Source organism: Aeromonas sp. PI_26 (assembly GCF_027854445.1).
Classification (GTDB): domain Bacteria; phylum Pseudomonadota; class Gammaproteobacteria; order Enterobacterales; family Aeromonadaceae; genus Aeromonas; species Aeromonas veronii.
Genome location: NZ_JAJNOE010000014.1, coordinates 19,474 through 41,766, shown reverse-complemented (window position 1 = coordinate 41,766; position 22,293 = coordinate 19,474). Strand labels below are relative to the sequence as shown.

Below are 22,293 nucleotides of genomic sequence, written 5' to 3'. Positions count from 1 at the left end.
CAATAATTGGCATAGCGTTTTTTGCAGGGAAGGAATTTAGAAGAGATAGCTCAATTGTGCACCAGCCAGCCAGGCATCCCCTTCAGAAGTGCCCTGGAAGGTGGAGGTCGTCATCGGATTACCCGGTTGCAGCTCCATTTTTTCAGTGACATCCACCTTTTTGCCATCGATCAGGGTCAGCCCCAGATCCACGGTCAGGTTGGGCGTGAACTGATACCCCATTCCCAGGCTGTACCAGAGCCGATCGGCATCCGGGATGGAAATGGTACGACGATCGGCTGGCACCGGGCTGGCGTCATAGGCCACACCTGAGCGCAGTTGCCACTTGGGAGTGACCTGATAGGTCATACCGATGGCGTAGCGCCAGCTATCTTCCCAGTGCTCGTCCTTGATGTGCATGTTCTGCAAATTGTTGAGATCAGCTTCCAACTGAACGAATTTGCTCCAGTTGGTCCAGTTCAGGCTGCCGTGGAGAGCCAGCTTGTCAGTCAGCTGATGGAACGCCGCCAACTCTGCCGTCGCTGGCAACGGCAGATCCAGACTACCGGTATCTCTGATCTCGGTAACGGAGCCATCTGCATTGGGTCGGCCCACGATAGCATCTCCCGAGAGGGTCAAAGTGACATCGTGACGGTAGGAGAGGCCAATTCGGGTTTGTTCGGACAACTCCAGCAAGGTGCCGACATTCCAGCCCCATGCCCAGCCATCCCCTTGCAAATGTTTTGCGATCAGGTTGCGAGAAGGGAAGGTGCCACCGACTTCGCCTTCGCCCTGAATAGCAGAGATCCCGGCACCAATTGACCACATCTCATTGATGCGATAGGCGAGTGAGGTACCCAGATCCATGGTCTTGATATCGGAGACATTGCCAAAGTGTCCCGCGCTGTAGTTATCCGGCATCTTGACGCCAAGGCCGTAGTAAGAGGTTGCCGAGAAGCCTAGTCGCCACTGCTCATTGAGTGGAATGATGAGATAGGCGTTGGGTACCCAGGCTGCGGCGGCGATATCGTGTGCACTGGCATCGGAGGTGACGATACCGGCTTTGGTCGGCAAGCGGGTGTTGCCTTCAATATTGACGTCAGGACTGACATAGATGACTCCGCCAGAGAGCGCCATCTGATCGAAGCGGGTCATGGCTGCTGCATTGCGGGAGAGCACACTGGCGTTATCCGCGATGGCGGCCTCACCGGCAAAGGCGCGTCCCAGTCCTGTAGTGGACTGTTCAGCCAGCTGGAACCCGGCGGCATGAGTCTGGCCCGCGATCACCAGCAGGGCGATGGCGGACGGTTTGATGATGGGATGCATGGCAAAATCCTTGCTGTTACCCGAAGGTTCAATCGGTCATATGAATGGAGGCAGGATTTTATATGGTATGACCAGTAAGACAACGGTAATGGCCAGTATCAGGATAAAACAAGATTAAATGCTGGGATGATGCACTCTAATAGATTGATTAGAAAAGAAAAATAAACACGTGTGTGCTACATGTGTGCGCTGAAATGGCTATTTCGGATAAAAAAAGAGCGCCTGACGGCGCTCTTTCAATTCTATCAATAATCAGAACTTCATGTTGAACTGGGCAGAGGCCAGGAAGGCGTTGCCGTGGGAAGTACCTTTCCAACGCAGGCTGTCGGAGTGGCTACGCAGACCTTCGTTGACGTCAACTTCTTTACCGTCCAGATAAGCCATACCAAAGTCAACGCTCATATCGGTGTTGATATGGTAGGTGGCACCGGCGCTGTACCAGATACGGTCTGAGTCGGGGATGCTCAGGCTGCGGTAGTCAGCTTCGATCGGGGTGTTGTCATAGGCAAAGCCCATGCGAGCTTCCCATGCCGGGTTGATATACCAGGTACCACCGATGGAGTAGCGAGTAGAATCTTTGAACTTCTCATCTTTTTGCAGACATACGCCGCCAGCACATTGGCTGCTGGTTGCTTTCAGCTCCTGGAAGGCGCTCCAGTCAGTCCAGTTTACAGAGTAATGAACAGCAAACTGCGGGCTGAGGCGATGGTAACCGGCAAACTCGGCTTGTGCAGGCAGATCCAGCTTCAGGTTGCCATCCACGGTGCGATTCCGAGAGCTCGCGCCTTGGAAGTCACCGTCAAAGCTCATATCGACTTGTGAACGGTAGGTCAGTGCGAAACGATGGTTTTCATTGACTTCATACAGGGTACCAACGTTCCAGCCAAAGCCCCAGGTGTCGCCTTTCAGGTGAGCCAGACGAGTATCTGTCGGCAGCGGGCCACCTTGGCTAGGTGGGTTCAGCGGGCCCAGCAGACCGGCATAGCGGTTGAGTTCGGCGGCACCGTAAACGGCGTTGATACCAGCACCGACACTGAAGTGTTCGTTGACACGATAGGCAATGTTCGGGTTGATATTGAAGGTCATCAACTCGGTATCACCAGCACCGGCACCAGCCGGGAAGGTTTTGGAGTATTCGGTGGAGAGACCGTAGTTGGAGAAGATGCCAATACCCCAAGCCCACTGGTCATTCAGCGGCTGAATAAAGTAGGAGGCGGGAACGAAGGCTGCCGGAGCAATGCCACTTTCGCTGGCTGGAGCCATTTTGTTAGCGCCAGCGTAAACAGCACCATCCACATCCACATCCGGTTTGATGTAGGTGCCGGAGACAGAAACTGCCATCTTGTCGAAGGTGGTCATGGCGGCCGGGTTACGGGCCAGCACGGAGGCGTTGTCGGCAATAGCTGCTTCACCGGCATAGGCGCGACCCAGACCGGAGGCCGAGTGCTCGTTCAACTGGAATGCCGCGGCATGGACTTGACCGGTGGCCAGCGCGATGGTGGCGGCAATCAGGCTCTTCTTGAAAATAGTTGTCGTCATGGTGTTCTCTCTTGTAGGCAGATTTTTTTGCCGATATTGGCTGCACGTTCAATGCAAACCTCGACAAAATCCGTTTTTATTTCAGCTTCTTCCCAATCAATTCTGGCGTGATTCTATGGATCTGGTAGGAGGTAAGAAATCAGACCAGTGACAGCAGAATACATAAAAGTGATCGATGTGTTAATCATTTGTTTTAACTTGCTGTTTAATTCATCATTTTCAGGGTCTAAAGGCGGAATATTGACCTGGATTGCCGATCTCCGTCACAAAAATAATTTTGTCAATTTTTCGAAATCTTGAGGCAAATGAGTGACAAAGGGGAGTAAACAGGGAGGGAACAGGCAGCGGCTCGTGACCGCCGCCTGCTATTGAGGATGGATCTGAGGTTGTTAACCAGCGATGTTAAATGTCCCACTGCAGACGTGACTGCAGGGCGTTGGCAACGGGGGCAAGTGGCTCTCTCATCTCGCCAATCAGTACCATATTGGCGCCTTTGAGCTGGACGATCTCCCCTTTGAGGGTGCCATCTTCAAAGGTGGCCTGTTGCAGGGTTAATGGCACATGTTTGGGCACTAAAAAGAGAGTGACTGGCCCCATCTTTCCCTGGATCACCATGTGCAAGGCCGGTCCCTGATAAAACGAGCAGTGATTGACATAGGTCACCTTGAGCCCATCCATCCCGCTTAAGGTGGCGCCATACTTCTCCATCTTGGCATTGATGTTATGCAGATTGACCTGCTCATCGACACCTTCAATAAAGGGTTCTTCGCCATAGACATGAGCCATCGCCACCTGTGCGAGGGAGAGGGCCGCAGGAGCCGTTTCTGGCAGCGTGATCCAGCGGGTGCTCATTCCCAGCAGGAAGGCGACCGATGCAGCCAGGGCGATCTGGCGCCAGGATGTTGATGTCCGGAGCTTGACTGGCGCCGTGCCAAGGGGTCGGGATGGCGGCATCTCATCTTGCGCGTCGCTGTCTTGCAGCATGGCTTGCCTGAGCAGGATCCGTTCGGCCAGTCCGGCGGGAACCTCTACCTGCATGGTGCGCTTGAGGCTTCTGTCGAACTGCTTCATCTCGTCGAGATAGTTCCGATTGGCCTGGCTGGCGTCAGCGGCTTTGAGAAAATCCGGCAGTTTATCGTTGGGCTGGATCATGGCGTTGCGGCGAAATTCGAGTTCATCCATGTCCGTGTCCTCTTGCTTGGTTCTTCTGCTCCATCGCCTCCTTGATCTGGTTGCGGGCGCGAAACAGTCGGGTCATGACGGTGTTCTTGTTGAGGCCGAGCATCTCGGCAATCTCCTCACCACTGAATCCTCCCACGACTTGCAGCAGCAGTGGCTCCTGATACTCCTCGGGCAACCGGGCGATGTGACGGTGCAACCACTCGTTCTCCATCTCCTGCTCGCTGTGCAGCGCATCGTGCTGGGGTTGAGGGTGATCGTCGAGATCCACCAGCTCCAGCTGTTTGCGTTCAAAGCGGCGGGCGTTCTCCCGTCTGAGGATGGTGATCAGCCACCCTTTGGCTGCCTTGTCATCCTGCAGGGTGTCGATAGCCTTCCAGGCACGCAGGAAGGTCTCTTGCACCAGATCTTCCGCTACGTTGGGATCGCGGGTCAGCCAGTAGGCATACCGGTAGAGATCGCCATGCAGAGCATGAACCAGTGCTTCAAATTTGGTTTGTTTGTCAGCCATGGGATCAGAGACCGGCGAAGTGGCCGGATCATTTCCACCAATATGCTGCTGAGCACGTTTTTTTCTAAAAAACAGCAGTGCCATAGGGCAATCCTTGTCAGGGCGCGTAGCGGCGGGAGCGGGAACTCCCGTGCGCCAGCAGGTAAATCAGATGCGCAATACCGTCCGTTTCATCAGCCCTGAGGGTACGCGCCAGAGCGCACCACTCGATGGGCGGGCCAGAAGAGCGTCGTGCAAAACAGGCTCGCTCGAGTGCGGCGAGTGCGTTGCCGAGCCGATTATGCCCAGCGTCGGGCAACTGGCCTAATTGATAATAGGAGACCTGCCAGCGCAAGGTCGCCCATCGGATCAGTGCCTTGCGACTAGCGTCCGGCTGGTGTCGGGCAAGGGCACGTTGCAGTTGATAGAAGGCGCGCCAGCGGGGCCAGTGGCGCCATAGCGCACGCAGCGTTATGGCCAGCACGACCCACCAAAGGCTCTCTCGCAGTGCCACCTGCGATGTCTGCTGATCAGGTTGCCGATTTGTCGTTGTCTGAAACGTTAGCGTGATGGCGGGCAGGCTGGCCTGCTCAATCCGGCCGCTTTGGGTATTAAACCAGGGTAGATCAATGGGGGGCAGCTGGTAGTCACCGCTCTGCTCCGCAACCAGAGTCTGGCGCCACTGTCGCTCAAACAGCAGCTTGCCATCTCGGTAACGCTCCTGCTGTTGCTCGCCATCGGGATGTGCCTGTATGCCGCTTGGCTGTTGATGGGCCATCAGGGGGGCAAGCTGTATCTGGCCGCTGTCACCATTCTCCATGGTCAGGGTGAGGATCCGGATCAGCGGTTCACCCACTTCCCCCATGGTGGCCGGTTCAAGCCGCTGGCTCAGGGTCAGCCGGGTGGCCACCGGCGTGGCGGGGGCTTTGTCGACCCGAACCTCGAGTGGTGCCGCGCGGGCCGAGAGTTTTTGCGGCTTGTTCCCTTGCTGCGTGAGCTGCCCCTGCAAGCGGGGTGAGTCGAGGTACCAGAGTCCCGGCGCTTTTGCCTGAATAAGCCAGCTGCGGGTGAGCCTGCCGGGCAGACCAGCCTGAGCGGGGGCGATCCACTCGTCGCTACCGAGGCGACGGATAGTGAAGTGGGCAGAGCTGAGCTCGCTCAGGGCCGGGTTTTGCATGCTGGTAGGCAGCCACAGTGTCAGCCGGTAGATCACCGGCTGGCCGGGATAGAGCGGGCCCTGATGATCAAGGCTGGCCTGCATCTCAAGGGGCGAGGGTGCCTCGGGCTGTGGCAGCGCCGCTGTTTTCACCTCTCTCAATGGTAGGGTGAGCGAGGGGGTGAACTCATTTCCCAGCTTGAGCGGGGCAATCACCACCTCTGTATTTGCGGGGGAGTTGCTCTGGTGCAGCGGGATCTGCCAGCGAGTCAGTTGTTGTACCGGGGTCGTGACCCGGCTCATGGTCACTCTGCCTACTGCAAACTGGCGCAGTAATGGGGTGATCTCCAGTTCGTTGATCTGGCGCTCGCCATCCGCTTCGATGATCAGCAGCCAATCGCTGGGGTCAGCCCCCGGCAGCAGCTCTGCCCTAGGGGGCAAAGCCCAGCAAAGTTGACTCGCGAGTGCGAGCAACAGCCCCCATCCAGCCTGCGTCACCAGGGCTCCTCCACCTTGATAAGGTCTCTGCGCAGCGCCTCTTTGCGCAGTCGCTGCTCCAGCAGCAACACTGGGGGAGAGGGTGGCAAGGGCATTGTTGCTGCCTGCTGAGCTGCCGATGGTTCGGGCTGTTTGCTATTGCTGGTATCGGGAGCGGCGGTCGCTCCACCCTGTAACAGAGAGAGGTTATAGAGCGCATCTTCATGGCCGGGATCCAGTGCCAGGGCCGCCAGATAGGCCTCCTTGGCGGCCGCAAACTCCCCCAGTTGCAGCAGGGCATTGCCGCGGTTGTAGTGGGCGGTGACGCTCGTCGCTTCCTGATAGGCTGCGATGGCTTGTCGGTAGGCTCCGGCCCGATACCAGGCGTTGCCGCGCCAGATCGGATCGTCGAAAGTGCGGGCGGCCTGTTGAAAATTTCCCTGTTGATAATCCTGCATCGCTTGCAGATCCCCCCTCTCTGTTGCTTGCAGATCTTGTGGCGCAAGCAGCTGAGCTCCCACCATCAGCGCCATCATCAACCGGGCGCCGACTCTGGCCAGCAAGGCCAGTGGTAACAAGGGGATCAGCAGCCAGGGGCCAAGATCCAGTGGTGCCGGGGTTAGGGCCGAGGTGGTCGTGGGCAGCGGCGCAAAGCGAGGGATGTCGCTGCCAAGCCACTGCAGCTCACCGCCGAGGCGATTGGCCAGTGCGGCTATGGCCTGACTATCGGGGGCGGGCAACTGCGCGGGCATGCGGGCGGCAAACCCCAACTCATTGGCCGGAATGGCGGGCATGGGGGCCGGTTGGCCGCTGCTGGCGAGCAGAATATCGAGGCGTGCTGACTGGGTGTCGCGGCAGAGAAGGCGTTGTTGGCAGGGCCACAGAGCAGCGATTTGGGCCATCTGATTCTGGGTGAGGTCGTCGGTGATCAGCAGTAGACGCGCTTGTTCTCCAGAGGCGAGCTGCTTCATGGCAAGTTCCACCGCCAGTGCCGGGTTGCTGCCCTGCAGCGGCATGATATCGGGGCGCAAGTCGGGCAGTAGCAGCGAAAGGGCCTGATGATCACGGGTTGGCGGCATGGCGAGGTAGGCGTCGCCTGCGTAGAGGATCAGCGCAATACGCTCGCCCTTGGCGCGGCTCAGCAGCTGCTGCAACTGCCATCTGACCCGGGTCGCCCGATCCGGTTTGAGGTCGGTGGCGGTCATCGAGCGTGACAAGTCGAGCAGCCAGATATCGAGCGGCGCCGCAGGCTGCTGTTGCAGCTCGCCGTGCAGTGCGGGACCACTCAGGGCCAAAATGACGGGCAGGGTTGCCAGCCAGAGCCAGGGGCGCTGAGGACGAGATGCTGGCAGCAGATAAGCCTGCATAGCAGGTGCGAGCAGCGGGGGCTGGCGGCGACGGCGCCACCCTTGCCAGAGCCAGGGGATGAGTGCGATCAGCCACAGGGGGCGGAGCAAGATCAGATCCATCTGCGTGCACCTCGTGTCAGCCAGCTACGCACCATGCGAAACTCCAGCCTGCCGCGCCCTGACGGCAGAAGCAGCAGGCCACAAAGCAGTGCCAACGGCCAGGGGTAGAGCTCGATCACCGGCTGGTAGTGGGCAACGGGCATGGGGGCAGGTTCAAGGGCATTGAGAGTCGCGTTGATGGCATCGAGATCGCTTTGGGTGCGTGCCCGAAAGTAACGCCCCTGGCCTGTCTCGGCCAGCTCTTTCAGGAGCGGCTCGTCTAGTTCGCTGCTGGGATCGGCCTGACCGCTGCCCGCCTCATCATAGGGTTGGATAAAGGTATCGGGATCGGCTCCGACCCCCAGCGTGTAGATCCGTATTCCCTGTGCCGCGGCGAGTTTGGCCTCCTGCAGCGGGTCGGCATTGCCTGCGGTATTGCGGCCATCAGTGACCAGCAGCAGGGCGGTGGGGCGACCAGGATCCCCATGCTGACGTGCCAGCTGGATGGCTTCGCCAAGGGCGGTGGTTCGGCCGACCAGATCAAAATCGAGCTCGTCGCTCAAGGTCAACAGCGCCGGGATCTCCTGAGTGAGGGGAGAGAGCAGGTAGGCGTGATCGGCAAATACGATGAGGCCCACCCTGTCTCCGGCCCGTTTGGCAATCAGCGCCTTGATCTGCAGGCGCACCGCCGTCAAGCGTGCTTGTTGCTCACCGTTATCGAGCATATCAGGGGTGCGCATGCTGTCTGACAGATCCACCGCCAGCAGCAGATCCCGACTCCCTTCATATTGGATAACCGGTTCTCCCCACCACTGGGGGCGGCAGAGGGCAAGAATAAGAGCGCACCAGAGCAGTATGGCGCGCCAGAGCGGCAATCCGGCCTGAGGACGCAATAGCGCAAACCCGGGGTGAGCCAGATAGCCGCGGCGCAGGGGTGGCAAGCCGAAGCGCACCAGCAAGGGCAGCACCAGCGCCAGCGCAAACCAGGGCCAGGCCAGGATCATGAATGCCTCCGCGCGGTTTTACGCCTCGAGCGGGGGGAGAGCTGGAAGAGGAGGGTTTGACCCCAACGGCGATAATGTTGCTGAAGCTGTTCGCACTGCTCGCTAGTCGGGTTCTGGCTGCCATAGAGCCAACTGCTCCAGTGAGACGAGAACTGGCTAAAATCGCTGCCACCGTGACGATCGACGAAGGCGAGCCACGCCTCTCCCTGTAGCTGGCGCGCCTCGGGCCAGCGTTGCAGTGCTTCATGACGCAGGGCCTCCTGTATGCGTGCCGCCAGCAGCGCCGGATCTCCTTCCAGCTGGCGACACCAGCGGCGGTAACGTATCACCCTCTTGGCAATCAGGACGATCAGCAGCAGTAATAACCCTGTGATCAATAGCCACAATAGCGCCTGCACTCTGGGGTCAAGACTCTGTTCAATTAGATCCGGCCCCGGGTGGATGTCTCGCATCAGGGCGGCCAGCGGCGGAGTGATGGCCTCGGAGGCGGGACTGGCGCTGTCGAGTTCGGCGGGCGAGCTCATCCCTGATGACATAACCCCTCCTGCCACTGCTGTTGCAGCGTCTGGCTGTTATCGAGCAGATAGAGGCGCTGCACCAATGGCAACAGCAACTGCTTGCCGTGGGCCAGCTGCTGCTCGGCGGCATGCCGGTAGCGCTGGGAGAAACCGGCATGGCCTCCATCCAGCCAGCCCTGATAGTGCTGCCCAGGCCGATCGATGGCCACTGGCAGCTGGCCATCAGGGGGAAGGGCTGCCTCGAGGGGGTCACGGATCTGCCAATAGTGAATATCGTGGCGGTGGGAGAGCAGTTGCAATTGCTGACAGAGCGCCGACTCGCAGGGTCTGTGATCGGTGATGATCGTCAGCTTGGCACCGTGAGGCAGCTTCACGCCGGACAAGGTGTCGGCCAGAGAGTGAGAAAGCGCCCGGCGGGCCAGCCCTTGCTGATAGTGATGGCAGAGGGATTCGAGCAGGGGCAGCACGCTGCCGCGCTGGCTCTGGTGATGGGGGATAAGCTCGTGGCAGATCAGGGTGTTGTGCTGCTTCTCACCTTGCCAAATCAGGGCTGCTGCCAGCTCGCACCCCAGACGCGCCTTGAGCTGCAGCGTGGAGCCGAAATACATGGCAGGAGAGAGATCGAGCAGCAGCCAGTGCGCCTGATCGAGCTCCTCGCTATAGAGGCGGGTATAGGGACGACCGAGGCGTGCGGTCACTCGCCAGTCGATATGGCGTACCTCGTCACCAGCCTGATAGGCGCGCAGCTCCCGAAACGTGAGTCCGGGAGAGCGGCCCAGTTTGCCGCGTTCGCTGCTGCTTCTGCCTGCGTGAAGTGGCTTCCTGGCCTTGGCCCAGAGCCGGATATTGAGCAGCCGTGGCAGCGACAGGGCGATATCGGGATGGAGGTCCGGCGTTAGGGACATGGCACCTGATCCAGCAGTTGGGCGATCAGGATGTCATTATCAAGATTGTCGGCCAGTGCCTGATAGCTGGGTATAAGGCGGTGGCGCAGCACCGGATAGGCTTGCAGCTGGATATCTTCCGGCAGCACATAATCTCGTCCGGCAAGCCAGGCGCGGGCGAGGGCGGAGCGAGCCAGCCCAAGTGTGGCGCGGGGACTGGCCCCTACGGCAATCAATGGCTCAAGGGCAGGGCAAAGACCGCTGCCCGGGCGGGTGGCGCAGACCAGCTCCACCAGATAGTGCTCCAGTCTGCTTTGCATTGTCACCGCCAGCACTTCGCTGCGGGCACGTTGCAAGGTGGTCTGGCTCAGGGTCACCGGCGCCGCACCGAGCTGTTCGCCGCTGGCGTTGAGCTGCAAGATGGCGAGCTCCATAGTGGGGCTCGGGTAATCCACCATCAGCTTGAGCAGAAAGCGGTCGAGCTGGGCCTCCGGCAGGGGATAGGTTCCCTCCTGCTCGATGGGATTCTGGGTGGCGGCCACCATAAAGAGAGGCGGCAGCCGCCAGCTCTTTTTGCCCACGGTTATCTGGTGTTCAGCCATGGCTTCAAGTAGTGCTGATTGCACTTTGGCCGGTGCCCGGTTGATCTCGTCTGCCAGCACCAGATGGTTGAAGAGGGGGCCTGGCTGGAAAACAAAACTGGCATCCTGCGGGTGAAACACCTCGCTGCCGGTGAGATCGGCAGGAAGCAGGTCGGGGGTAAACTGGATACGGGCAAAGCGCCCTTCGACGACGCCAGCGAGCGCCTTGACGGCGCGGGTTTTGGCCAGCCCGGGAGCCCCTTCGATTAACACATGTCCTTCACATAACAGGGCAATCAGGAGCCCTTCAATTAGCTCCTCCTGCCCCAGGATCTGACTGCCAAGATAGTCCCTAAGCGCTCTGAACTCCGCCGCTGCCATGCGATAAACCCGTTGTTTTTATGGAAGTTGATCTTTTTATACTCCAGTTGCTCCCCAAGGGCGAGCAAAGGGGCCTTGCCGTGCTTAATTTAGTTTCAATCAGCTGTATGAAACTTGTGATTGGATTGTTAAGATGTGGCGCAATGAGGTCAGACCTCTGCCTTTTAAACCAAGGAGCCAGGATGAAACAGCCATTGAAACTGACGACTCGCCAGGGCGAACGGATTGCCGTCGTGGCGGGGCTGCGTACCCCCTTTGCCAAGCAGGCCACCGCCTTTCATGGCGTGCCAGCAGTCGATCTCGGCAAACTGGTGGTGAGCGAGATGCTTGCCCGTACCGATCTCGATCCCAAGCTTATCGACCAGCTGGTGTTTGGTCAGGTGGTTCAGATGCCGGAAGCCCCCAACATTGCTCGCGAGATCGTGCTCGGTACCGGCATGAGCGTCAATACCGATGCCTATAGCGTCTCCCGCGCCTGCGCCACCAGTTTTCAGGCGGTGGCAAACGTCACCGAATCCATCATGGCCGGTACGGTAGACATCGCCATCGCTGGTGGTGCGGACTCCTCCTCCGTGCTGCCTATCGGGGTGAGCAAGAAGCTGGCCCGCGCCCTGGTGGATCTCAACAAGGCGCGCAATCTGCAGCAGCGCTTCAACATTTTGCGCCAGTTGCGGGTCAAGGATCTGCTGCCGGTGCCGCCTGCGGTGGCGGAATATTCGACCGGTCTCTCCATGGGACAGACCGCCGAGCAGATGGCCAAGAGCCACCAGATCAGCCGCGAGGCGCAAGATGCGCTGGCTCATCGCTCCCACACTCTGGCCGCACAGGCTTGGGCTGATGGCAAGCTCAGCGGCGAGGTGTTTACCGCCCATGTGCCGCCCTACAAATCACCGCTGGAGCGGGACAACAATATCCGTGAGAGCTCGGATCTGGCGAGTTACGCCAAGCTCAAGCCGGTGTTTGACCGGGTTCATGGCACAGTCACTGCTGCCAATGCCACCCCGCTGACCGATGGCGCTGCTGCCGTGCTGTTGATGCGGGAAGGTCGGGCGAAAGAGCTTGGCCTCGAACCGCTTGGCTATATCCGCAGCTTCGCCTTCTCGGCCATCGATGTCTGGCAAGACATGCTGATGGGCCCCTCCTATGCCACGCCGCTGGCGCTGGACAGAGCCGGCATCACGCTCAGCGATCTGACCCTGATCGACATGCACGAAGCCTTTGCCGCCCAGACGCTGGCCAACCTCAAGATGTTTGCCAGCCACGAGTTTGCCCGTGACAAGCTGGGCCGCGATCAGGCCATCGGCGAGGTGGACATGGAGAAGTTCAACGTCCTCGGCGGTTCGCTGGCCTATGGCCACCCCTTTGCCGCGACCGGTGCGCGGATGATCACCCAGACCTTGCATGAGCTGCGTCGTCGCGGTGGGGGACTGGGGCTCAACACCGCCTGTGCGGCGGGTGGATTGGGCGTGGCTATGGTGTTGGAGGTTGAATAATGAGCGCTAAGACTTTTTCCCTGGATGTTCGCCATGATGGCATCGGCATTCTCACCATGGATGTGCCGGGCGAGAGCATGAATACCCTGAAAGCCGCCTTTGTGGAGGAGATCCGCACCGTGCTGGCCGAGGTGAAACGCAACAAGGATTTGATCGGGCTGGTGATCACCTCCGGCAAGAAGGACTCCTTCATCGCCGGAGCTGACATCACCATGCTGGCCGCCTGCACCAGTGCCAAGGATGCCGAGACCCTGTCTCGGGAAGGGCAGGAGATTTTCGCCGAGATCGAGGGGCTGACCATTCCGGTGATCGCCGCCATTCATGGCCCCTGCCTCGGTGGCGGGTTGGAGCTGGCGCTGGCCTGTCATGGTCGGGTGGTGACCGATCATGGCAAATCTGTGCTGGGATTGCCGGAAGTTCAGCTCGGTTTGCTGCCGGGCTCTGGCGGTACCCAGCGTCTGCCGCGCCTCATCGGGGTGGCCAAGGCGCTGGATCTGATGCTGACAGGCAAGCAGGTCCGGGCCAAACAAGCCAAAAAACTGGGGCTGGTGGACGATGTGGTGCCGCCGTCAATCTTGCTGGATGCTGCCATCAAGCTGGCCAAGAAGGGCAAACCGCGCCATCAGTTGAAACGGGATCTGCAGGGCAAGGTGCTGGAGACCAACAAGCTGGGTCGCAAGGTGCTGTTCGATCAGGCCAGCAAGGGGGTGAAAGCCAAGACCCGCGGCAACTATCCGGCACCGGAGCGGATCCTCGAGGTGGTGCGCATTGGCGTGGAGGAGGGGATGAAGGCCGGCCTGGCCGCTGAATCCCGCCACTTTGGCGAGCTGGTGATGACTGCCGAGTCTGCCGCCCTGCGTTCCATCTTCTTTGCCACCACCGAGATGAAGAAAGAGGTCACCTATCAGGGGGCCGAGCCGCGCAAGGTGGGCCACGCGGCCGTGCTGGGCGGTGGTCTGATGGGGGGCGGCATAGCATTCGTCACTGCCACCAAGGCGGGCGTGCCGGTGCGGATCAAGGATGTGGCAAGCGCCGGGATTGGCAATGCCATGCGCTACAGCTATGACATTCTGGCCAAGAAGCTCAAGCGTCGTCACATCTTGCGCAGCGAATTGGAAAAGCAGATGAGCCTGCTGACCGGCACCCTCGACTACTCTGGGTTCCACCGGGTGGACATGGTGGTGGAGGCGGTGTTTGAAGATCTCAACCTCAAACACCAGATGGTGAAGGACGTGGAACGTGAGTGCGGTGAGCACACAGTGTTTGCCTCCAACACCTCTTCCCTGCCCATCAACCAGATTGCGGCAGAGGCGGCGCACCCGGAGCGAGTCGTGGGGCTGCACTACTTCAGTCCGGTGGACAAGATGCCGCTGGCGGAGATCATCCCCCACGCTGGTACCAGTGCCGAGACGGTCGCCACCACTCTGGCCTTTGCCCGCGCCCAGGGCAAAACCCCCATCGTAGTGAAGGATGAAGCCGGTTTCTACGTCAACCGCATCCTCGCTCCCTACATGAACGAAGCTGCTCGTCTAGTGTTGGAAGGGGAGCCGGTAGAAGTGCTGGATAGCGCACTGCTGGACTTTGGCTTCCCGGTTGGCCCCATCACTTTGCTCGACGAGGTGGGGATCGATGTGGGGGCCAAGATCTCCCCCATCCTCGAGAAAGAGCTGGGTGGCGAACAGTTCCAGGCACCCAAGGCTTTCGACAAGCTGCTGCAAAACGATCGCAAGGGGCGCAAGAACGGAAAGGGCTTCTACCTCTATGGCAAGGCGGCACCGCGCAACAAGCTGACTGGCAAAGAGGGCAAGAAGATGGTGGACGAGAGCGTCTATGGCGTGCTCGGCATCAAGCCGTCTGCCAAGCTGGCTCGTCAGGAAATCGCCGAGCGCTGCGTGCTACTGATGCTCAACGAAGCGGCGATGGCGCTGGATAGCGGTGTGGTGGCCTCGGCCCGTGATGGCGATATCGGGGCCATCTTCGGCATCGGCTTCCCGCCGTTCCTCGGCGGTCCGTTCCGCTATATGGATACACTCGGGATCGATCATCTGGTTGGTCGTCTGGAGTATTACCAGAAGCGCCACGGCGACCGGTTTGCCCCCTGTGCCCGCCTCAAGGCGATGGCCGCGGAGCAGCAGACCTTCTACTGATAATCGCTGCAGAGTGACCGCAAGGCAAAGAGGCCCGCACACCATGCGGGCCTCCTTCTATGTTGTGGTTTGTTCGGGTTGTACGGCTTGGGCAGCGCTCATGCTGGCAGAAGCAACCGATTAAAAAACGGCCCACCGAAGTGGGCCGTCGAGATATCGGGTCACGGGTCAGATCCCCGGTTTGCGCTCCGGGCAACGACCTATGATATCGGGCGGCAGCTCGCCGTTATCCTGCTCCAGCACTACATCAAACCCCCACAGCTGATGGAGGTGTTTGAGCACCTCATGGCGTGAGTCGCCAAGGGGGATGCGGTTGTGGGGCACATAGCGCAGGGTGAGGGATCGATCCCCCTTCACGGCGACGTTGTAGACCTGAATATTGGGCTCCAGATTGCTGAGATTGTATTGAGCTGACAGGGTGTTGCGCACCTGACGGTACCCCTCGTCATTGTGGATAGCGGAGACCTTCAGGTAGTTCTTCAGATCGTCGTCATCAATGGCGAACAGCTTCATGTCGCGCATCACTTTGGGGCTTAAGAACTGGCTGATGAAGCTCTCGTCCTTGAAGTTCTGCATGGCAAAGTGGAGGGTATCGACCCAGTTGCTGCCGGCATAGTCGGGGAACCAGTATCTATCTTCCTCGGTCGGGTTCTCGCAGATGCGGCGCAGGTCGGTAAACATGGCAAACCCCAGCGCATAAGGGTTGATCCCCGAGTAGTAGCGACTGTTGTAAGCCGGTTGATAGACCACGTTGGTGTGGCTGTGCAGCACCTCCATCATGAAGCGATCGCTCAGCTTGCCCTCGTCATAGAGGTGATTGAGGATGGTGTAGTGCCAGAAGGTGGCCCATCCCTCGTTCATCACCTGGGTCTGCTTTTGTGGATAGAAATACTGACTTATCTTGCGCACTATGCGCACCACTTCCCGCTGCCAGGGCTCCAGCAAGGGGGCATTCTTCTCGATGAAGTAGAGAATGTTCTCCTGGGGCTCTGCGGGGTAGCGCCTGTCCTCCACGCCAGCCGCTTTATGCTGCTTGGGCAGGGTACGCCACAGCTCATTGACCTGAGTCTGCAGATAATCTTCCCGCGCCTTCTGGCGCCGCTTCTCCTCGGCCATCGAGATCTTCTGGGGCCGCTTGTAGCGATCGACCCCGAAGTTCATCAGGGCATGGCAGGAGTCGAGCAGCTGTTCCACCGCCTCGATGCCATGCTTCTCTTCACACTGGGTGATGTAGTTCTTGGCGAACAACAGGTAGTCGATGATGGAGGAGGCATCGGTCCAGGCCTTGAACAGGTAGTTATTCTTGAAGAAGGAGTTGTGACCGTAGCAGGCGTGGGCCATCACCAGTGCCTGCATCGGCATGGTGTTCTCCTCCATCAGGTAGGCTATACAGGGATCGGAGTTGATGACGATCTCGTAGGCCAGCCCCATCTGGCCGCGCTTGTAGTTGCGCTCGGTATGGATAAAGCGCTTGCCGAACGACCAGTGCTGGTAGCCGATGGGCATGCCAACGCTGGAGTAAGCATCCATCATCTGCTCGGCGGTGATCACCTCGATCTGGTTGGGGTAGGTATCCAGCTTGTAGAAACGGGCGACCCGGGCGATCTCCTGGTGATAGGTCTCCAGCAGATCGAAGTTCCAGTCTGGTCCGTCATCCAGTGGCGCTACACGTTTTTCAGTTTCGATCATGTGACCTCCTCACGCCGCTTGTTTCTTGAACAGCTCGCGGAACACCGGATAGATATCCTCGACCTTGCGAATGTGCTCCATCGCAAAGTGGGGGAACTGGCTGGCTACCGACTCATATTCGTGCCACAGGGTCTGGTGGGCACGGGTAGTGATCTCGATGTAGGAGTAGTACCTCACCCTTGGCATGATGTCCCGCGCCAGGATCTCCCTGCACTGCGGTGAGTCATCAGCCCAGTTGTCTCCATCCGACGCCTGCGCCGCATAGATGTTCCACTGGTTGGCGGGGTAACGCTCGTTGATGATGTCGTTCATCATCTTGAGGGCGCTGGAGACGATGGTGCCGCCAGTCTCCTGGGAGTAGAAGAACTCGTGCTCGTCCACCTCCTTGGCCTGGGTGTGGTGGCGGATATAGACCACCTCGACGTTTTTGTAGGTCCGGCTCAGGAACAGATAGAGCAGGATATAGAAACGCTTGGCCATCTCCTTGGTGGCCTGATCCATGGAGCCCGAGACGTCCATCAGGCAGAACATCACCGCCTGGCTGGAGGGAACGGGCCGTTTGACGAAGTTGTTGAACTTGAGATCGAAGGTGTCGATAAACGGAACCGCATCGATCCGCCGCTTCAGCTCGCGGATCTCCTTCTCGAGCAGGGCGATTTCTGCAAAGTGCTCGTTGGGATCGGCGGCCAGCAGGGCCAGCCTATCTTCCAGTTCATGCAACTGGCGTTTCTTGCCAGCTTGCAACGCCATGCGACGCGCCAGCGAATTTTGCAGGGAACGCACCACGTTGATGTTGGCGGGCACCCCGTTGGAGGTGTAGCCCGCCCGATAGGTTTTCACCTCCATTAGCTGATTGAGCTGGGTTTTCTGTAGCCTGGGCAACTCCAGATCTTCAAACAGCAGATCGAGATACTCATCCTTGGAGATCTGGAACACGAAATCATCGGCCCCTTCACCCTGATTGGATGCCTGTCCCTCGCCGGAACCCTGTCCGCCGCCCCCTCCTTTGGGACGGTCAATCTTGTCGCCGGAGACGAACTGGTCATTGCCGGGATGCACCATCTCCCGTTTACCACCGTGCCCCTGATGAAAATGGGGCTCGCCGATATCCTTGGTCGGGATGCTGATGCTCTCGCCCTTGTCTACGTCCTGAATGCTGCGCTTGGAGACAGCATCCGAGACCGCTTGTTTTATCTGCTTCTTGTAGCGGCGGATGAAGCGCTGCCGATTGACAGCGCTTTTGTTTTTGCCGTTGAGCCTGCGGTCGATAAAATGCGCCATAACTCCCCCTTGAACAGTCAGGGTCAGGATGACTTGCGTACCCTGAGATACCATTCGGAGAGCAGTCGCACCTGTTTACGGGTGTAGCCTTTCTCCATCATCCGTTCGACAAAGTTATCGTGCTTCTTCTGCTCCTCGGCCGAGGTTTTGCTGTTGAAGGAGATAACCGGCAGCAGCTCTTCCGTGTTGGAGAACATCTTTTTCTCGATCACGGTGCGCAGCTTCTCGTAACTGGTCCAGTTGGGGTTACGGCCTGCATTGTTGGCCCGGGCACGCAGCACGAAGTTGACGATTTCGTTACGGAAATCTTTCGGGTTGCTGATCCCGGCGGGTTTTTCAATTTTCTCCAGCTCGCTGTTGAGGGACGCTCTGTCAAACAGCTGGCCGGTTTCGGGGTCACGGTACTCCTGATCCTGGATCCAGAAGTCGGCGTAGGTGACGTAGCGATCAAAGATGTTCTGACCGTACTCGGAGTAGGACTCGAGATAGGCGGTCTGGATCTCCTTGCCGATGAACTCCACATAGCGCGGGGTCAGATAGCCCTTGATGAACTCAAGGTAGCGATCGTGCAGCTCTTGCGGGAACTGCTCGCGCTCGATCTGCTGCTCCAGCACATAGAAGAGATGCACCGGGTTGGCGGCCACTTCCGCATGGTCGAAGTTGAAGACGCGGGAGAGGATCTTGAACGCGAAGCGGGTTGAGAGACCATTCATCCCCTCGTCCACACCGGCGTAGTCGCGATACTCCTGATAGCTCTTCGCCTTGGGATCGGTGTCTTTCAGGCTTTCGCCATCATAGACCCGCATCTTGGAATAGATGCTGGAGTTTTCCGGCTCTTTCAGCCGTGACAACACCGAGAACTGGCCCAGCAGTTCGAGGGTACCCGGGGCGCATTTGGCCTCGGTCAGTTCGCTATTGACCAGCAGCTTCTCGTAGATCTTCACCTCTTCCGAGACGCGCAGGCAGTAAGGCACCTTGACGATGTAGACCCGGTCGAGGAAAGCTTCGTTGTTCTTGTTGTTGCGGAACTGCTGCCACTCGGATTCGTTGGAGTGGGCCAGCAGAATGCCGTCAAAGGGGAGGGCGGAGAGCCCTTCGGTACCGTTGTAGTTCCCCTCCTGAGTTGCTGTCAGCAGCGGGTGCAGCACCTTGATGGGGGCCTTGAACATCTCCACAAACTCCATCACCCCCTGGTTCGCTTTACACAGCGCACCTGAGTAGGAGTAGGCATCGGCGTCATCCTGGGCGAAGTGCTCCAGCATGCGGATGTCGACCTTGCCGACCAGTGAGGAGATGTCCTGGTTGTTGTCATCACCGGGTTCCGTTTTGGCGATGGCGATCTGGTCGAGGATGGAGGGGTTGACCTTCTCCACCTTGAACTTGGTGATGTCGCCGCCAAACTCGTGCAGGCGTTTGGCCACCCAGGGGGACATGATGGGACGCAGGTAGCGGCGTGGGATGCCGTACTCTTTTTCCAGGATCTCACCATCCTCTTCGATATCGAACAGGCAGAAGGGGTGATCGTTGACCGGTGAGCCCTTGATGCGATAGATGGGCACCTTCTGCATCAGGGATTTGAGTTTCTCTGCCAGCGATGATTTACCGCCGCCAACGGGGCCCAGCAGATAGAGGATCTGTTTCTTCTCCTCCAGCCCCTGGGCGGAGTGTTTGAGGTAGGAGACGATCTGTTCGATGGCCTCTTCCATCCCGTAGAAATCTTTGAAGGCGGGATAGCGTGCCACGACACGGTTGGAGAAGAGTCGGCTCAGTCTGGGGTTGGCTGAGGTGTCTACCATTTCTGGCTCACCGATGGCGGTCAGCAGACGTTCGGCGGCAGAGGCGTAGCAGGCTTTGTCCTGCTTACACATATCCAGGAACTCCTGAATGGTATATTCCTCTTCTCTCGCTTTTTCATATCGCTGTTGGTAATGCTCGAATATGCCCATAACTTTGCCCTCGTTATAGTCGCTTACCCTGAAAAAAGTGGATGACTGCTTTTGTGTTGTGCGCTTTTAAAGCCTAGTCAACAGACTCCAGTAATCCATCACGGTTGATAGGTTAAATTCTGAAGAAACCTGCCCGATCCTTGTGCGGGGAGGGTCAGTCAACAACACCGCTATGTTACTGACTGTTAAATTATTTTTGCCACGATAGTGAGGTAAATGTCAAAGACATAAAAAATAAATGTTTATGGGAAAGAGGGAACTTATTGCGAAAAGATTAAGGGGTTTGACGAAAGGCAATGGGGCTGCGGGTTGGCGGGGTTATGAATAGAAATACCATTACATGAGCGTCAACGTAAATTGCTTTGTTTGGAGTTTGGACTCTAATTTTTACATTGACGCTACATTTTGAGTGCCATAGATTGGCGATGTGTGAGCAGCAAGACGCTTTAGCAAGAGAGTTGACTGTTGCCTCACCAAGCTCTGTTTAAGCACGTTTCCGTTGGCTTGACCCTCGCAACCGCGAGGGTCTTCTTTTTCTGTGTCTGTAAACGCTTGTTTCTGCTGGTGGCTATTGACGCCGCCAGAACTCATCTAGCAAGGGTAGGCTTGTTGCACTGCCGCCAGGACGCGGGCAAACGGGTGGGCGGCCAACTGGCCTGCGCCTGCCAGCGATTTGGCCTTGACCCGGCTGGTCAGCGGTGTGGCGATACCACACAAAAAACGGGCCAGAACACGAGCATCCACCGAACCTGTCTTGGCAATGAGCGGATCGCACCAGGCGCGGATCCCCGCCTCGTTTGGCATGGTCAGTTGGGGCAGGGGAGGAAGATGTGCCACCTCGCCGCGACAAACCGAACAGTGGCCACAATGAACCGGCGCCACCTCATCGGCAAAATAGCGTGCGAGGCGGTGACTCAGGCACTCATCCGAGGTGAAAAAGTCGAGCATGGCTTGCAGTCTGGCCAGCTCGCTCTGCTCTTTTTGCAGGAACAGGGCATGCAGGGCATTTGCTTCCTGCTCGTTGTCCCATTCCTGACGGGTGATCCGGTAGACCTCGGTCATCTGCTTGCTTTCAAGCTCGATCCAGCCTTGCTGCTGCAGGTAGTCGAGCGCCGCAACCGCCCGCTGTCGCTCCCCCTGATAGCCCTGCCAGAGGGCGTCAAAGTCCATGGTGCACCAACTGCGGGCTTGCGGGGCACAGGCGAACAGCTGCTCCAGAAACTGGCGGCGTTCCGGATTGAAGCGGCTCACTATCTCGCCTTTATCCAGCACAAACTTGAAGCGGTAATCTGCGTAGTAGCTGTAGGCCGGGGTGATGATGCCCGCCATCTCCAGATAGACCAGCAGGGTTTTAAGGGGCAACTGGCGTATATTGGTGTCGTTGGATAGGCGCAGCAGGGTGAATTCCCACTCGTTCCCGCTCTGCTTGATGATGGCAAGGAGCTGGAGGATGGCACTCAAATCCGGCGTATCGCCGTAGACGAAGTTCTCCAGCACCGGCAGCTGGCTCTGGTTGGCCAGCACAATACAGTGCGATGGCTGGCCATCCCGTCCGGCGCGGCCAATCTCCTGGCTGTAGTTCTCGATGGATTTGGGCAGATCGTAGTGAATGACTCGCCGGATATCCGCTTTGTCGATCCCCATGCCAAAGGCGATGGTAGCGACGATGCAAGCCACCTTGCCCGCCATGAAGTCGTGCTGGATCTGGCTGCGCAGCGCCGAGTCGAGTCCGGCATGATAGGCACGGGCGTTGATCCCTTCTCTAACGAGTTGCTCGGCACAGGCTTCGGCGGTGTGTTGCAAGGTGACGTAGACGATGGTGGGGGCCGCCGGATCGTTGGCCAACTCCTGCGCGAGCCAGCCATCCCGCGCGTCGGGCGCCAGGGGAATGACCGCCAGATCAAGATTGGGGCGGTAGAAACCGGTGACCACGACCCCCTCTGGCGCGATGCCGAATTTGGTCTGCATATCCTGAATCACCGCCGGCGTGGCGGTAGCGGTCAGCAGCAATACCTGCGGGATCTTCAGGTCATGGCGATAGCTCGGCAGCTTGAGGTAGTCGGGGCGAAAGTTGTGGCCCCACTCCGAGATACAGTGCGCCTCATCGACGACCAGCAACGAGAGCGGCACTTGCTGGATAAAGCGGCGAAAACGCTCGTTTTTGAGCCGTTCCACCGAAATCATCAGGATCTTGAGCTGGCCATCCAGCGCCTGTTGTATCACTCGTCGGCTCTCCTCCGGGCTCTGGCTCGAGTCGAGGGTAGCGGCGCTTATTCCCTTGCTTTTGAGGAAGGCGAGTTGATCGTGCATCAGCGCCAGCAGCGGCGAGATAACCAGGGTCAGGTGAGGCAGGGCGAGGGCAGGCAGTTGATAACAGAGGGACTTGCCGGAGCCGGTGGGAAAGATGGCTGCGGCACTCTGACCTGCCAGCACCCGGCTGATCACCGCCTCCTGACCTGGCCTGAGTGCGGAGAAACCAAAATATTGGTTGAGCAGGGATGGGATCATGGCAAGGCTCCGCGGCAAATCGGGGATGATAGCACAGCGACGCCGGTCACGGGTGACACAGGAATGGTCGTGAGGGTAAGGGCAGAGAGTGTCGATAAAACGTACAAAAATGGGTGGTTGCGCTGTGGTTAAGGTTTTGTTGCGGTTTTTTGTGATGGAAACGGGATATTTTTTGGTGAGTCTCTGGAAAAAAAAGATGGCGAATGGGATATTCCGTCATGCAATCCGGTGACTGGCGGATCGGCCCGACAGAAGGCTGGCCACAGA

General features: G+C 58.5%; 16 protein-coding genes. 2 read left to right on the top strand and 14 right to left on the bottom strand.

From position 1 onward, the window contains the following. Positions 1–36: 36 nt before the first annotated feature. From LRL22_RS14905 to LRL22_RS14860, 10 genes are all read right to left on the bottom strand, one after another. Entirely contained in the window at positions 37–1,305 is a 1,269-nt protein-coding gene (locus tag LRL22_RS14905) for an OmpP1/FadL family transporter (RefSeq protein ID WP_270905703.1), read from the bottom strand. A 252-nt stretch (positions 1,306–1,557) separates the two neighbouring features. After that, on the bottom strand, positions 1,558–2,844 hold the full coding sequence (locus tag LRL22_RS14900; protein ID WP_236562604.1) for an outer membrane protein transport protein: 1,287 nt from the start codon (positions 2,842–2,844) through the stop codon (positions 1,558–1,560). Positions 2,845–3,246: 402 nt separating this feature from the next. Next, entirely contained in the window at positions 3,247–4,026 is a 780-nt protein-coding gene (locus LRL22_RS14895; protein ID WP_270905702.1) for a DUF3379 domain-containing protein, read from the bottom strand. Further along, positions 4,019–4,618 carry a sigma-70 family RNA polymerase sigma factor gene (locus tag LRL22_RS14890; RefSeq protein WP_005333245.1) on the bottom strand — a complete coding sequence of 200 codons (600 nt, stop codon included), beginning with the start codon at positions 4,616–4,618 and terminating at the stop codon, positions 4,019–4,021. Before LRL22_RS14890 ends, LRL22_RS14895 begins: the two co-directional genes overlap by 8 nt. 13 nt (positions 4,619–4,631) lie before the next feature. Further along, a complete protein-coding gene (locus LRL22_RS14885; RefSeq protein WP_336296651.1) occupies positions 4,632–6,143 on the bottom strand; it encodes a BatD family protein in 1,512 nt (503 codons plus the stop codon). Positions 6,144–6,163: 20 nt separating this feature from the next. Then, a complete protein-coding gene (locus LRL22_RS14880; RefSeq protein WP_270905700.1) occupies positions 6,164–7,615 on the bottom strand; it encodes a VWA domain-containing protein in 1,452 nt (483 codons plus the stop codon). Further along, on the bottom strand, positions 7,606–8,598 hold the full coding sequence (locus LRL22_RS14875) for a VWA domain-containing protein (RefSeq protein WP_270905699.1): 993 nt from the start codon (positions 8,596–8,598) through the stop codon (positions 7,606–7,608). The genes LRL22_RS14880 and LRL22_RS14875 overlap by 10 nt, the downstream gene beginning before the upstream one ends. Further along, positions 8,595–9,134, bottom strand: coding sequence for a DUF4381 domain-containing protein (locus LRL22_RS14870; protein ID WP_270905698.1), 540 nt, complete (start codon positions 9,132–9,134; stop codon positions 8,595–8,597). The genes LRL22_RS14875 and LRL22_RS14870 overlap by 4 nt, the downstream gene beginning before the upstream one ends. Continuing rightward, entirely contained in the window at positions 9,119–10,021 is a 903-nt protein-coding gene (locus tag LRL22_RS14865) for a DUF58 domain-containing protein (RefSeq protein WP_270905697.1), read from the bottom strand. The genes LRL22_RS14870 and LRL22_RS14865 overlap by 16 nt, the downstream gene beginning before the upstream one ends. Further along, a complete protein-coding gene (locus LRL22_RS14860) occupies positions 10,012–10,962 on the bottom strand; it encodes an AAA family ATPase (protein WP_270905696.1) in 951 nt (316 codons plus the stop codon). The genes LRL22_RS14865 and LRL22_RS14860 overlap by 10 nt, the downstream gene beginning before the upstream one ends. Positions 10,963–11,144: 182 nt before the next feature. Between LRL22_RS14860 and fadI the strand changes: the two genes are divergently transcribed. Both fadI and fadJ read left to right on the top strand, forming a co-directional pair. Further along, positions 11,145–12,455, top strand: coding sequence for an acetyl-CoA C-acyltransferase FadI (gene fadI, locus LRL22_RS14855; protein WP_069526868.1), 1,311 nt, complete (start codon positions 11,145–11,147; stop codon positions 12,453–12,455). Next, positions 12,455–14,602 carry a fatty acid oxidation complex subunit alpha FadJ gene (fadJ, locus tag LRL22_RS14850; protein ID WP_270905695.1) on the top strand — a complete coding sequence of 716 codons (2,148 nt, stop codon included), beginning with the start codon at positions 12,455–12,457 and terminating at the stop codon, positions 14,600–14,602. Before fadI ends, fadJ begins: the two co-directional genes overlap by 1 nt. Positions 14,603–14,770: 168 nt before the next feature. Here fadJ and LRL22_RS14845 read toward each other — a convergent pair whose 3' ends face one another. From LRL22_RS14845 to LRL22_RS14830, 4 genes are all read right to left on the bottom strand, one after another. Next, the gene (locus LRL22_RS14845; RefSeq protein WP_040065652.1) at positions 14,771–16,291 is read right to left on the bottom strand and encodes a SpoVR family protein; all 1,521 of its coding nucleotides are present in this window, start codon (positions 16,289–16,291) and stop codon (positions 14,771–14,773) included. A 9-nt stretch (positions 16,292–16,300) separates the two neighbouring features. Continuing rightward, positions 16,301–17,572, bottom strand: a complete 1,272-nt coding sequence (locus LRL22_RS14840) for a YeaH/YhbH family protein (RefSeq protein WP_058058196.1) — start codon at positions 17,570–17,572, stop codon at positions 16,301–16,303. 23 nt (positions 17,573–17,595) lie between these two features. Then, positions 17,596–19,518, bottom strand: a complete 1,923-nt coding sequence (locus LRL22_RS14835; RefSeq protein WP_033113275.1) for a PrkA family serine protein kinase — start codon at positions 19,516–19,518, stop codon at positions 17,596–17,598. A 591-nt stretch (positions 19,519–20,109) separates the two neighbouring features. Continuing rightward, the gene (locus LRL22_RS14830) at positions 20,110–22,026 is read right to left on the bottom strand and encodes a RecQ family ATP-dependent DNA helicase (RefSeq protein WP_270905694.1); all 1,917 of its coding nucleotides are present in this window, start codon (positions 22,024–22,026) and stop codon (positions 20,110–20,112) included. Between the last annotated feature and the right edge of the window lie 267 nt (positions 22,027–22,293).